The sequence below is a fragment of the Terribacillus aidingensis genome (assembly GCF_040703035.1).
GTDB lineage: Bacteria > Bacillota > Bacilli > Bacillales > Amphibacillaceae > Terribacillus.
This window is the reverse complement of sequence record NZ_CP159996.1, coordinates 2,744,738-2,757,311: the sequence shown is the minus strand read 5'-3', so window position 1 is coordinate 2,757,311 and position 12,574 is coordinate 2,744,738. Positions and strand designations below refer to the sequence as shown.

Annotated in this window: 15 protein-coding genes; 14 read left to right on the top strand and 1 reads right to left on the bottom strand. The window is 44.9% G+C overall.

The genetic code is table 11. The features are described 5' to 3' along the window. Positions 1-95 precede the first annotated feature (95 nt). The 8 genes from spoIID (at position 96) to ABXS78_RS14350 (ending at position 7,125) form a co-directional block, all read left to right on the top strand. Positions 96-1,133 carry a stage II sporulation protein D gene (gene spoIID / locus ABXS78_RS14385; RefSeq protein WP_366247780.1) on the top strand — a complete coding sequence of 346 codons (1,038 nt, stop codon included), beginning with the start codon at positions 96-98 and terminating at the stop codon, positions 1,131-1,133. A 75-nt stretch (positions 1,134-1,208) separates the two neighbouring features. Next, the gene (locus tag ABXS78_RS14380; protein WP_366247779.1) at positions 1,209-2,126 is read left to right on the top strand and encodes a peptidoglycan DD-metalloendopeptidase family protein; all 918 of its coding nucleotides are present in this window, start codon (positions 1,209-1,211) and stop codon (positions 2,124-2,126) included. Between the two features lie 221 nt (positions 2,127-2,347). Further along, the gene (locus tag ABXS78_RS14375; RefSeq protein WP_366247778.1) at positions 2,348-3,415 is read left to right on the top strand and encodes an AimR family lysis-lysogeny pheromone receptor; all 1,068 of its coding nucleotides are present in this window, start codon (positions 2,348-2,350) and stop codon (positions 3,413-3,415) included. Between the two features lie 213 nt (positions 3,416-3,628). Beyond that, positions 3,629-3,898 (top strand): sporulation transcriptional regulator SpoIIID, encoded by a 270-nt coding sequence (gene spoIIID / locus ABXS78_RS14370; RefSeq protein ID WP_038564118.1) that lies wholly within the window; start codon positions 3,629-3,631, stop codon positions 3,896-3,898. A gap of 180 nt (positions 3,899-4,078) precedes the next feature. After that, on the top strand, positions 4,079-5,080 hold the full coding sequence (locus ABXS78_RS14365; RefSeq protein ID WP_095221237.1) for a rod shape-determining protein: 1,002 nt from the start codon (positions 4,079-4,081) through the stop codon (positions 5,078-5,080). A gap of 132 nt (positions 5,081-5,212) precedes the next feature. Beyond that, a complete protein-coding gene (locus ABXS78_RS14360) occupies positions 5,213-6,031 on the top strand; it encodes a flagellar hook-basal body protein (RefSeq protein WP_366247777.1) in 819 nt (272 codons plus the stop codon). Positions 6,032-6,043: 12 nt separating this feature from the next. Beyond that, positions 6,044-6,841, top strand: a complete 798-nt coding sequence (locus ABXS78_RS14355; RefSeq protein WP_366247776.1) for a flagellar hook-basal body protein — start codon at positions 6,044-6,046, stop codon at positions 6,839-6,841. A gap of 20 nt (positions 6,842-6,861) precedes the next feature. Continuing rightward, a complete protein-coding gene (locus ABXS78_RS14350; protein ID WP_095220914.1) occupies positions 6,862-7,125 on the top strand; it encodes a DNA-directed RNA polymerase subunit beta in 264 nt (87 codons plus the stop codon). Between the two features lie 36 nt (positions 7,126-7,161). On the opposite strand, the gene ABXS78_RS14345 is transcribed toward ABXS78_RS14350, so the two are convergent. After that, positions 7,162-7,320, bottom strand: coding sequence for a lmo0937 family membrane protein (locus ABXS78_RS14345; RefSeq protein WP_286160647.1), 159 nt, complete (start codon positions 7,318-7,320; stop codon positions 7,162-7,164). 122 nt (positions 7,321-7,442) lie between these two features. On the opposite strand from ABXS78_RS14345, the gene fabZ reads away from it, so the two are divergent. The 6 genes from fabZ to ABXS78_RS14315 all read left to right on the top strand — a co-directional run bounded on the left by fabZ (position 7,443) and on the right by ABXS78_RS14315 (position 12,526). Beyond that, positions 7,443-7,865, top strand: a complete 423-nt coding sequence (fabZ, locus tag ABXS78_RS14340) for a 3-hydroxyacyl-ACP dehydratase FabZ (RefSeq protein ID WP_095220913.1) — start codon at positions 7,443-7,445, stop codon at positions 7,863-7,865. A 113-nt stretch (positions 7,866-7,978) separates the two neighbouring features. Then, on the top strand, positions 7,979-8,464 hold the full coding sequence (locus ABXS78_RS14335; RefSeq protein ID WP_366247775.1) for a competence protein ComK: 486 nt from the start codon (positions 7,979-7,981) through the stop codon (positions 8,462-8,464). 88 nt (positions 8,465-8,552) lie between these two features. Further along, positions 8,553-9,179, top strand: coding sequence for a hypothetical protein (locus ABXS78_RS14330; protein WP_366247774.1), 627 nt, complete (start codon positions 8,553-8,555; stop codon positions 9,177-9,179). A gap of 193 nt (positions 9,180-9,372) precedes the next feature. Then, complete coding sequence (locus ABXS78_RS14325; RefSeq protein WP_366247773.1) at positions 9,373-10,491, top strand: acyltransferase; 1,119 nt, start codon at positions 9,373-9,375, stop codon at positions 10,489-10,491. Positions 10,492-10,593: 102 nt separating this feature from the next. Next, entirely contained in the window at positions 10,594-11,268 is a 675-nt protein-coding gene (locus tag ABXS78_RS14320) for a hypothetical protein (RefSeq protein WP_366247772.1), read from the top strand. Positions 11,269-11,281: 13 nt separating this feature from the next. Continuing rightward, positions 11,282-12,526 (top strand): efflux RND transporter periplasmic adaptor subunit, encoded by a 1,245-nt coding sequence (locus ABXS78_RS14315; RefSeq protein WP_366247771.1) that lies wholly within the window; start codon positions 11,282-11,284, stop codon positions 12,524-12,526. Positions 12,527-12,574 lie beyond the last annotated feature (48 nt).

Genomic DNA, 12,574 nt, shown 5'->3' with positions numbered 1-12,574 from the left:
CGGGTACTCTATTTTTTTATGGGCAGATGTTCTAGCAATCCACAGAAGATACATAGAGTAAAGAGTAGACCAGCAGGCAGATAAGGAGGTCCTCTATGCAAAATAAGAAACCAAGCACAAAGCGACGTCTCAAGTCCCACATAGTCATCAGCATCTTGATCGTCTGTTTATTCACTGTCATCGTGGCGCTCCCTACATTGATTGTAGTACCATTTATAGACCCCGGCGGAATGGAGAGGACGGCAACAGCAATGGAACAAGAAAAAGAGATCAAGGAAACAGCCAGTGTAGCAGTGGAAGTAAGCCGTACAGCAAGCAATACAGTTGAAACGGTTCCGCTTGAGACGTACGTGACACGTGTAGTCGCTTCTGAGATGCCCGCCGACTTCGAACTGGAAGCACTCAAGGCGCAAGCGGTCGCAGCTCGGACTTACGTGGTACGTTATATGGAAGATCATCAAGCAGAGAAACCGGAAGCGATTGAGGTATCGGATTCTACCAGCGACCAAGTATACAAGAATGAAGACGAGCTCCGCCAGGCATGGGGCAGGGATTATGAAGAAAAAATGACGAAGCTGACAGAGGCGGCGGAAGGAACAAGCGGGGAGATTATCACATATGACGGTGAACCGATTACGCCTTCCTTTTTCTCCACAAGCAATGGATACACGGAAAATGCGGAGAACTATTGGGAAAATCCGCTGCCATATTTGAAATCAGTTGAAAGTCCATGGGATAAGCAGTCACCGAAATTTGAAGATCAGAAAGTAATTGAAATCGAGGAAGCAGAGAAGCTGCTTGGTGTCGAAATTGATCCGAATACCCCCCCAGGTGAGCTGAAACGCAACAGCAGTCAGCGCGTAGCCGAAGTGGCAATTGGAGGCAAGCAGTTCACAGGCAGGGAAATTCGCGAAAAACTAGGACTCAAATCGACAGATTTCACGTTATCAATGAAGGATGATCATCTCATCTTTCAAACAAAGGGGTATGGTCATGGCGTCGGGATGAGTCAATATGGTGCGAATGGCATGGCTGCAGAAGGCAAATCGTATAAGGATATCCTGACGTACTATTATAAAGATACGGAGATTAATAAACTGCCGGCAGAAGGCGCCAAGCTCGTGTCCAAGTAAGGATGGAAAAATTTTCTGAAACATATGTATAGGAATCTATCTTTGTGACGACAATGGTTGCAGAGGTGATGATCTATGAAGGAAAAAAATAGCGTTTCAAAATCTAAGTGGAAACGTCTTTTCCGTAAAAAATGGTTTTTCCCAGCGTTGTATCTTGGTATTTCTGCTTTGCTTCTGACAGCCGTATTGTGGTACCAAAGCGGTACGAATGATCCGGAACAAGCAGAGGATGACAAAGGCATCTTCGACTCCCTGAATTTTAATGGAGATGAAGAAGCAACTCCTGTAGCAGAACAAGACGAAGTAGTGAAAGCTCCTGTAGCTGAAGACGCAGAAGCAACAGTCGTAACGAAATTCTATGACCACAATGCAGACAGCGAAGCCCAAGAGAATGCACTCGTACTCTACGACAACAAATACTATCAAAGCACCGGAGTGGATTACGCTGCAGCTGATGGCGGAGCATTCGATGTCCTTGCTGCACTGAGCGGGACAGTCACAGAAGTGAAGGAAGATGCCCTCCACGGAAACGTTGTTCAGATCGAGCATAAAAATGGTGTAGTAACGTATTATGCAAGTCTGGAAGATGTGAAAGTAGAAGCAGGCCAGGAAGTGAAACAAGGTGATGTGCTTGCAACAGCAGGACAGAGCCTATTTGCAAAAGATAAAGCGACACATTTGCACTTTGAAGTGCTTAACGGCGATACACCTGTAAACCCGGAAAGCTTTTTCAATCAGCCTGTAAGCAAATTGCAGGAAGCAAAAGCTGAAGCAGAAGCAGTACAGGAAGATACAGCTGACACAGCTGGTCAGAATGAACAGACTGAGACTGAAGCTCCAGCGGAAGAAAATGCAGATGCTGAAGCAACTCCAACAGATGAATCAGGTGATACAGAAGAAACGCCTGATACATCTGATGAAGAAAAATCTCCAGAACAAGATGAGCAGCCAGAGGACGAAGCAACGTCTTCCTCTTCTTCAGCCCAAACTTGATTCGACAGAAGCACCCCGAGCCCGGGGTGCTTTTTTTAGGCATAAAGCAGCCCAACAATAAAACCAGGAAACCTAATAATTTGTCGAACGAATCAGACTAGAAACTGCTTGAAATTATCTGAAAAGATGGAATAATGAAATGGTGCAAAACACAAAGTGAAAGTCGAAGTCAAGTGATTCCATGGAGGTAAGATTGGGAAATGTGAGAGGAGAAAGGAACGTTGAATCAATCCAGTTTGCGTAAGGAAGCGACTGACTTGGGCAAGCTCTCGGCAGCAACAAGCCGGATGACAGATCTTTGGTCCTTCATTCAGCTAGTAGAGACAAGTCATGATGTGAAGCAGGTAACAGACCTGACTGCGAATTTCTGTGTACATTCCGCATCTGCCGATGTTCAGTTGGCAGCAATGGATTTCCTTGGTATGAACTTTTATGAAGAAGAGCTTCAGCTGCTGATACAAAAGAATAAGCAATCATTGCACCGGCGGAACAGGTCATATGCCCACTTATATGAACTAATAAATCAGTACCAGGTGTACAAGCTGCCAGGTAATGAGTTTGAAAGGCAGATAAGCCGCCATCAAGCGGATTTTCCAGAGGCGAAGGCTTTGATTCTGTTCGGCAGGATCTACCAGCATTTCCAATGCCACGATTATCATGCCATTGCATATTATCTGGATGAATTACAGGAGACGATTATCCTTATCAAAGATTATTTCCTGCGCATCATGATGACTGTACGAATGGACAAGCTGCTGTTCCAATATCATTGGAAACGGAACGAATTGATCATTGCCCGGAAACATAGCAGGAACATTCTCCAACATACATATCTGCCAGGCCAGCGAGCCGTACAGCATTACAAGATGGGTTTGACCTTCCTTTTCGATGACAAGATTGCAAGCTTTTCTCATCTTGCTGAAGGGAGCAAGATGGCAAAGCAATACAGCATCACTTGTCTGGCACAATTACTTGACCGGCAAGTGCTGCCGATCGTAGCAGCCCACTTTGGGATTTTGCATACGTATTTGACAGATGACCCGCATGCACTTGCATATATCGAGTTTCAGCTTGGCGAAGTGGAAAATGCAAGAAAGCGCTATCCTAAGTGGAAGCCTGAAAAACAGACAGCTTTTTATAAATACTTCTATGGACTCATCCACCAGAATAAGGATTATCTAGTGGCATCCTATCACCTATTCATCCGCAGACATAAAGACTTCTATTTTTCCCGTTTACCTATGTACGCAATCCAGAAAATAGATAACGACAGACCCTCCACTAGCTGAGAGGGTCTTTTTTATGGAATAAAACAGCTTTCCAGCTAATAAGATGTTACAAACCAAAGCAAGTGTTTGAAGGGAACGAGTGTGAAGCGCTCAACGCCGCAGATGCCCAATCATCTATGACTTGCACAAGAAAAATACATATCCGAATTACTTCATCGCTTCTCATCTTGTCTCATGAACATCAAGAACCGTCAACTTAAGGAGGCATGGGCTGTGCATGATTATATCAAAGAGCGCACGGTGCGCATAGGTAAGCACATTGTGGAAACGAAGAAGACAGTTCGCGTGATTGCAAAGGAATTCGGTGTATCCAAGAGTACTGTGCATAAAGATCTGACAGAGAGACTGCCGGAGATCAATCCGGATTTGGCCAATGAAGTGAAGGAGATCCTTGATTATCACAAAGCTATCCGTCATCTAAGGGGCGGGGAGGCTACCAAATTGAAGTATAAGCTGGAAACAAATACCGACGCTCCTGCCTAAAACCCAACTTTCATCCTGTAAAGGTTCATCCAATCCCTTTCCAATATTCCTACTTTTATCCTTCTTTTCTTTCAGAATTTGCTACTATTCTCCATGTTTTGTGCTACACTATAAGATAAGTAGCATTATGTTCTCGAACGGATGCGACAAAGTTTCTATCTTTACAGGGAGGATCTGAGGATATTGGCACGAGATATAGGAATTGACCTCGGTACGGCAAACGTACTAATACATGTAAAAGGAAAAGGTATCGTTCTGAATGAACCATCCGTTGTCGCGATGGACAGAATTACAGGCAATGTACTTGAAGTCGGGGAAGAAGCACGACGCATGGTAGGCAGAACACCTGGAAATATTGAGGCGATTCGTCCGTTGAAAGACGGCGTAATCGCTGATTTTGATGTAACTGAAGCGATGCTCCGCTATTTCATCAACAAGATCAATGTAAAAGGTTTTCTATCTAAACCGCGAATGCTGATTTGCTGCCCAACTAATATCACGAAAGTGGAACAAAAAGCAATCAGGGAAGCTGCGGAGAAATCCGGCGGTAAGAAAGTATACTTGGAGGAAGAACCGAAAATTGCAGCTATCGGTGCAGGAATGGATATCTTCCAGCCGAGCGGTAATATGGTCGTCGATATCGGCGGCGGCACAACAGATGTTGCTGTTCTTTCCATGGGTGACATCGTGACAGCACAGTCCATTCGGATGGCTGGGGATAAGTTCGATTCAGAAATCCTGCAGTATATCAAACGTAAATACAAGCTATTGATCGGTGAACGTACAGCCGAAAATATCAAAATTGAAATTGCGACAGTATTTGAAGGCGCACGTCAGGAATCGATTGATATCCGCGGCCGGGACATGGTAAGCGGTCTTCCGCGTACGATCACTGTACATTCGCAAGAAATAGAAGAAGCACTGCGTGAGTCAGTTGCCATGATTGTACAAGCGGCGCGTACTGTACTGGAACAGACACCTCCTGAGCTGTCTGCAGACATCATCGACCGCGGTATTATCCTGACTGGCGGTGGAGCACTGCTTCACGGTATTGACCAGCTGCTTGCTGAACAATTGAAGGTTCCTGTATTCATTGCGGAAGATCCGATGGATTGTGTAGCAAAAGGTACTGGCATCATGCTTGAAAACATCGACAAACTGGAAAAACGTAAAGTAGTATGATAATTTGACCTCTTCTGTGTACTTTATTCTCTAATGTATACGGAAGAGGTTCAATTTGTTTAGGATTCTGCCGATATAAATAGATAGAAACCAAAAACACTGGCAATCTAACTGCCTAGGAGGACCGAAACATTGCTTAAAGGATTATATACAGCTGCATCCGGTATGCTCGCCCAGCAGCGCAGACAGGAAGTACTGTCTAATAACTTAGCTAATGCGAATACAAATGGATATAAAGCAGATCAAGGGCAGCTGCGGGCTTTTCCGGAGATGCTTTTGAAATCGATGGAGAGCAAGCCGACATCAGCGGATAACTCCCGCTATGTTACGACTTCCAAGGAAATCGGCAGTATCAATTCCGGCGTGTATGTGCAAGAGACGATTCCGAACTTTGTCCAAGGAGATTTACGGGAAACAGGTATCAGTACAGATACGGCTCTAGTGGACGGAGCGTACCCGGATGAAAATGGCTCTGTATTCTTCAATCTGCAGACAGCTGATGGTGAAGCGTATACTCGTAATGGCAATTTTACCATTGATGCAGAAGGTTTTCTGACGAATGATCAAGGCAGTTATGTTCTTGATACAGCAGGCAACCCGATTCAGACAAATAATCAAACATATACGATGTCAGCCGATGGTTCTATGCAATTCACCGACGGCAGGAATATCCAGCTCGGCCTGACATACGTACAGGATGCAAATTTGCTGGACAAGCAGGGTGAGAACGTATATACCGCAAGCGAAGAAGCTCAGGCAGCAGATGCCCGGGCAACTGCTGGAGTGACATATAATATCGTCCAGGGTGCAGTAGAAGGCTCGAATGTCGATTTGCAGCAGACAATGGCAGACATGATGCAGGCATACCGGACGTTTGAAACGAACCAAAAAGTACTGACAGCATATGATGATAGCCTTGGAAAAGCAGTCAATGAAGTCGGGAAGCTGTAAAGGAGGAGCAAAATGAGCAGGATGATGACACAGGCTGCCGTAACAATGGGGCAGCTGCAGCAGCGATTGGATTTGATCGCGAATAATATGGCGAATACAAATACATCAGGCTATAAAGCACAGACCTCTAATTTCTCTTCCTTGCTTTATCAGCAGATGTATAACCCGCCGAATGATGAGGCGAATACGACAAGCCGAAGCACAAGTGACGGCATCCGGATCGGCTCTGGAGCATACATGAGCAGTACAAACCCGCTCATGACGATGGGAACGATCCAGACAACGGATCGCAATCTGGATGCAGCACTTTTGAATGACAACCAATACTTCACGATTACAGGCGAAAACGGACAGCAGCTCTATACACGTGCCGGGAATTTCTACCTTCAGCCGCAGCAGGACGGCACAGTTGCTTTGACGACAGCAGAAGGAAACTTGGTGAACGGTGTCGATGGACCTATTGCATTACGTTCTGATTTTGATAGTATTACAATCAATGACCGCGGAGAAATCGTTGTAGAGCGTAATGGAGTAAATGCTGTGGAAGCAAACCTTCAGATTACAGCCATCGATAATCCACGCGTCCTGACACGTACAGGTGATACTGCCTTTGAGCTTGCTGACCCTGCGCTTGCCCAAGCGCTTAATGAGGGAGAAGGCGAATTGCAGGCAGGCAGCCTGGAAGGGTCAAACGTTGATCTTAGTGAACAGATGACTGCAATGGTAAATACACAGCGCGCTTATCAGTTCAATGCACGCTCCATTTCCATGAGTGATCAGATGAGCGGTCTCATTAACCAGATTAGATAAGAATAAGGAGCCACAACGCTATGCCGAGTAATGCATCCAAACTCCAGACAAAAGAACAACATGATAAAAAGAAGCAGGCAGAAGGAGAAAAGGCGCCGAAAAAACAGCGGAGAAGATTATTTCCGATTTGGCTTCGCTTGCTTGTAGTGCCGATTATCCTGATCGTCTTCCTGCTGCTTGGTTTGCTGTTCGGCTACGGCGTACTGGGTGATGGCAACGCGCTGGACGTCCTCAAACGAGATACATGGACACACATATATGACTTGATCAACCAGAAGTCATAAAAAAGGCTTGCTCCGGTTACCGGGCAAGCCTTTTTTCTATTTCCTTCCCCTGCTTTTCCTGATTGCATAAATAACGAACAGGATCACAGCAATGATAAGGAAAATGTGAATGATTCCTCCGAGGATATTGAAAATGACACCAATAAGCCAGAACGCGACTACGATGATGCCGATCCATAATAAAAGATTAAGCAATTGGCTTCCCTCCCAGCAGTTTTATAGAACCATACCCTTAACGCAAAACGCGTTAAACATGCAAGCATCATTTTTGGTATAATACGTTAGGAAAGACAACCATTCAGGAGGCTCACCATATTATGTATGATGTTCAACAAATCAAAGAAATAATCCCGCATCGCTATCCTTTCTTGCTTGTGGATCAAATAACTGAAATCGAAGAAGGCAAACGCGCTGTCGGCAAGAAGAATGTAACAATCAATGAACCATTCTTCCAAGGACATTTTCCTGATTATCCGGTAATGCCAGGTGTCTTGATCCTTGAAGCTCTTGCACAGACAGGTGCATTTGCGATGCTGATGAAGGAAGAAAACAAAGGAAAAATCGGCTTCCTTGCCGGCGTCGATAAATGCCGCTTCAAACGCCAGGTGAAACCAGGTGATACATTGAAGCTGGAAGTAGAGATTGTCCGTTTGAAAGGACCAATCGGTAAAGGAAAAGCAACAGCAACTGTTGATGGAGAGCTTGCTTGCGAAGCTGAAATCACTTTTGCAATCAAATAAAAGGGCGAAGCGTATGCTTCGTCCTTTTTTACTATTTTTTACAACTCCTTTACATATTAGGGCAGCTGTTTATAGTAATATAGTCTTGTATCAGTCAATTGGAGGGGGAAATTATGCAAATAGAAAAAAGGGAACAGTACATCATCACCCGCAATACCATTGCTGTCTTTCGTTTGCGCGATCCAGTGTACCAATCCCGTGTTCTTGAAGCCGATAAAGAAATATGGGTGGAACAATCACCTCTTACGATCATTGATCATAGCTGCATGCAGTACGGATCCTCTTATGAGGGCAGAGTACATGCAATTGGCAGACTGCTGCGGACGGACAAGAAGGTGCCTATTCCAGTGCATCCGGCCCATGGCGTTTTTATGCTCCCGACTTCCTCACCTACGAACACCCATTGCGTCTGGCTGTCCTTCTATCATATTCAATCCTTTAAAGAAACAAAAAGCCGCACCCGAGTCAGCTTCTATAATGGTACTGCTTTGTTTGTAGAAACGTCAGAGCGTTCCTTCGACCAGCAGTATAAAAGGACAGGTACTGTCATTGCCTTACTTAATAATGAACATTTCTTCATGGGGCAAAGCTTATCCTGAAGCTATCAATCACTTCTTCTGCCGAAGCGGTTATGTTATCATGTAAACTATCATTACCAGCTTTGGAGTGGAGGAGGAAACCTGTCTTATGCGCGACACATATACCGAAGCCGATTTTCTGGAGCAGCTGCTGCTTCATAAAGACCAGCTTCTATCATCAATCAGACGGGAGGATATCGCCCTCGATGCGTTCTTGCGCCAAGAAGCGAGAAGACCTGAACACAGTCCAGTATTTCAATACGTATTGAAGCACTACATAGGCTTGGTCAATCCCAATCTGACAGAGGCATTCGAACAAACCTTTTTCCGTCTGTTCCAGGAAGCCGCATGTCAGCCGGACAAGCGGAAAATCGTCGGATTGACAGCAGCGTTATATGAAGTGAGAAATCGCCGGGGCAACCCTTCCATGCAATTTCCCCTCGTTACGCATATGCTGCATCTTTTGAATGTGCATTATCCGATATATGATCCGGCAAGAATTTCATTCCTAGGTATGCCATCAGCCAATCACTTGATTGGATTCGATAAGAAGATGACGCGTTATATCGAACAATACGGTCAGCTTTTCGAGTTTTACCAATCCATTCTGCAGGACAGCCGTTTCGGCGCATTGACTGCTGCATTCGACGAGCATTTCAAAGACGATAGCTATGAGCCGCCAAGTGATGCCAAGAAGCTTGATCTGCTTGTGCAGGCATTCAGCCAAACCACCTAAGCACTTACTACTGTAAGTGCTTTTTTTTGTGGGAAAAATTAGGGCTAATTGGATAGAGTTTGTAATCATATTGCGAGCAGATTGTGTTGTCGTTACAGTTCTGTTAAAACTCTTGCGGCACCCCGAATTGAGGGTATATAAAGAAGAAAAGACGGATATGATTTCTTAGAATATAGAAAGCAGGTAGATGCACATGACGAGGAATTACTCCATTGATTTCTTCAAATGCCTGGCGATCTTCGGCGTCGTTTGTATTCATACACATACATTCCGAGACACCGCTGTCCCATTCGGGAACGGTGAAACCTGGGCATTCATCATCGATACAATCGCACGCTTCTCAGTCCCGTTCTTCTTTGCTGCATCAGGCTATTTATTTGCAATGAAACTCCAGCGAACAGATGACACATTCGCGTACTTCAAACGCTATACTGGAAAGCTGATCAGCTTGCTTGCTGCATGGTTTGCTTTTTATTGGGTATATGATTTTATAAAGATGCTTACGACTTCAAACGGAACAATGAGTGAGCAAAAAGCTGAGCTGACGGCATACATTCAGGATACCTTCCAGTGGCGCACATTATTGGATGGGATATCTTATACGCAATTTCAGCTTTGGTTTATGTTCGCTTTGATCTTTTCAATCATCATCATTTATGCGGCTTACAGATTACGCCTAATGAAGGTGACCTTGTTAGTGGGTCTTATTCTTAATCTAATTGGTCTCCTGGGACAATCTTATGGACCACTCTTCCATGTCACGATGGAAGAGACGACAAGAAACGGAATTTACTTTGGTTTATTTTATACAGCACTAGGAGCTTGCTTTGGTTTATATGAAAAACAAATCGTTCATGCAGCACAAGCAATCCGTGTAAGGACGATCGTTATAATGGTAGCTGCTGGATTTGTTCTGCAGCTGATGGAGCGGTCTATCCTATATTACGGGCTGGATTTGCCGCAGGGAGAGTATCTTATCAGTACAATTCCTTTGACAATTTCCCTTCTGCTGTTCACCTTGAAAGCACGTAACATCGGAAAGCATCGTTATGTTAGCATTATTGCTAAAAATGTAGTTGGTATCTACTTGATTCATACACTATGGCGCAGCATCTTTGATCAGGCACTCGATCAATCAGCTGTGACGCACACGTTTGCTTGGGGCCTGCTTTATGCACCTATACTGTATATGTTATCTCTGCTTTCTTATGTAGGCATACAGTACGTGAAAGGAAAACTCAGCAACCCAGTTGTGCCAAAACGCGCGAAGCATCGCACTGCACTTCGCCCAAGCAACAGTCTTATTAAATAGACTGGCATATTGCCAGTCTATTTTTTTATTGTAAATATATGTGCAAATTTTGAAAAATTACGGTAATCTTTTACTATATACATAGAAGAAGGATGGCATAACATGACATATCATACGAATCCTTTCCGTCTCCTGACTAACCCGAAGGAAACATTATTCAAACTGCGGGAAGCTGAGCAGCTGCGTGGCCATTGGCTATGGACTGTCTTGATCCTCCTCGCTTTCTGTCTCGTTTATGCAGCGCTGGGATGGGTTGGTGCTGGGACAGAGACGCTGAATCAATTGAAAGCAGATTACATAGGTTCGGATTATGAATACGCGAAGTTTTGGTTCATCATCGGCCGTCTCGTCTCCGGATTAGGACTGGGACTGCTTATCATTTTTGTTGTGTCTCTCGTATTTTACCTTTTTTATGAAATTCCTTATCAGAAGCTGCTAGTTATCCAATTAAGTGTAGGTATTGTATTCCTGCTGGAAGCTCTCTCCTGGCTGATCCTATTGCCAGCAGCCGGCCTGGAATGGGATCGCTCGCCGTTTTCACTTGGTGTCATTGCAGATTTGGTTACAGACAGACCCTGGGTAATCAGCTTGTTTGGCGCAATGTCATTGTTCCAGCTGTTCATCCTGTATTTCCAAACCAGATGTTTGCTTATGCTTTTCCCTGCTAAACGATGGCATGTATGGGCTGTTGTCGGTATGATCTATCTTTGCTACATGCTTTTGCTGACTCTGCTTGGCGGCATCGGGAACAAAATTGTTGCATTCATCTTCGCATAGGAGGACTTGAAGGATGAAGAAAAAGCTATTACTAGCATTAGGAATCGTCCTTGTACTGGTCAACATCTCCATCCTATTCTTGGATGATGAAGGCCGGGTAGGCAGGACGAATTTTATACATAAGTGGGAGCAGGTAACAGCGCAGGATGTAACAGAGACGTTATCTGTTCCGGGTGTACTAGCCTCTGCGAATGAAGTGCCAGTCTACTTGGATTCCGAGTCAGGATCTGTCTCAGAAATGCTTGTAGAGCCTGGCGATGCAGTAGAAGAGGGAGCTGACCTTTTCACCTATAAAGTAGCAGATTATGCGAAAACGTACCGTGAATTGACAGCCAGCATTACTTCGCTGGATGAACAGGCGGCGGCAGTGGAGCAAGCAATTTCAGAAGCAGGCGAGTCTGATATTACTGCTACAGCATTTTCAGAAGATGTGAGCGTTCCAGAAACGATTGACGAACCTGAGAACGAGGAAAATACAGATCAAGCAACTGAAGCGCTGCAGCAGGCAACGGAAGAGCAGACTGCCCAGCTGCAGGAGCAATACCGCATCAGTTTGGAAAAAGAGCTTGCCCAGAAAAATGCAGAACTTGCAGCCGCGGAAGAACAGCTGGCTGGTTTGGAGGAGACAGGGGAATATGTGACTGTCACGAGTCCAGCGGCAGGCACTGTGGAAGCTATCAATGAACCTGGGAATAAACCTATTATTACGATAAAGAGCAGTGAACTCGTTATTACTGGAGAACTGGTCGAATCGGAGCGGAAACAGGTGCAGAATGCCATGACGATTGAGGCGAAGCTTAAAGATGGTCCTGCTTTGAAAGGGGAAATCACGGAGTTGGCTGAACAGCCCGTTTCTAATGCCGGAAAAGAAAGCACGTACAAATTTGAAGCATCTTACTTGGCAGAAGATGACCAAGCAGATAAGCTTTTAGCTGGCTATCATGTGGATACCGATATTTTACTTGCTTATGCCAGTCAAGCTCCTACCGTTAAACCGGCACAGGTGGAAGACGATCAAGTTTGGAGAATGGCAAACGGTCAGTTATTCACAACCAAGGTGGATATCGGAGCGCAGAATGATAACCAGGCAGCTATCACATCTGGTCTCGAAACAGGAGCATTCCTTCCTGCGAATCAAGGTGATTATTACCAAAATGAACCTTTCGTTACGCCGTGGAAACCGCAGCAAATAAATTGGTCGACCTGGAGAGATTCCTTCTCAAGCTATGAATTCCTCCTCGGTCTGCTTGATCATTGATTGTAAATTGTTTCTAAAGAAGTAGACAATCCTACTGCAAGCATTGTC

What these genes read in the sequence shown, in the direction of transcription:
- ABXS78_RS14350 (WP_095220914.1), top strand. Translation starts at nt 6,862, where the DNA reads ATGCCGAGTAATGCATCCAAACTCCAGACAAAAGAACAACATGATAAA.
- ABXS78_RS14315 (WP_366247771.1), top strand. Translation starts at nt 11,282, where the DNA reads ATGAAGAAAAAGCTATTACTAGCATTAGGAATCGTCCTTGTACTGGTC.
- ABXS78_RS14355 (WP_366247776.1), top strand. Translation starts at nt 6,044, where the DNA reads ATGAGCAGGATGATGACACAGGCTGCCGTAACAATGGGGCAGCTGCAG.
- spoIID (WP_366247780.1), top strand. Translation starts at nt 96, where the DNA reads ATGCAAAATAAGAAACCAAGCACAAAGCGACGTCTCAAGTCCCACATA.
- ABXS78_RS14320 (WP_366247772.1), top strand. Translation starts at nt 10,594, where the DNA reads ATGACATATCATACGAATCCTTTCCGTCTCCTGACTAACCCGAAGGAA.
- ABXS78_RS14380 (WP_366247779.1), top strand. Translation starts at nt 1,209, where the DNA reads ATGAAGGAAAAAAATAGCGTTTCAAAATCTAAGTGGAAACGTCTTTTC.
- ABXS78_RS14330 (WP_366247774.1), top strand. Translation starts at nt 8,553, where the DNA reads ATGCGCGACACATATACCGAAGCCGATTTTCTGGAGCAGCTGCTGCTT.
- ABXS78_RS14335 (WP_366247775.1), top strand. Translation starts at nt 7,979, where the DNA reads ATGCAAATAGAAAAAAGGGAACAGTACATCATCACCCGCAATACCATT.
- fabZ (WP_095220913.1), top strand. Translation starts at nt 7,443, where the DNA reads ATGTATGATGTTCAACAAATCAAAGAAATAATCCCGCATCGCTATCCT.
- ABXS78_RS14325 (WP_366247773.1), top strand. Translation starts at nt 9,373, where the DNA reads ATGACGAGGAATTACTCCATTGATTTCTTCAAATGCCTGGCGATCTTC.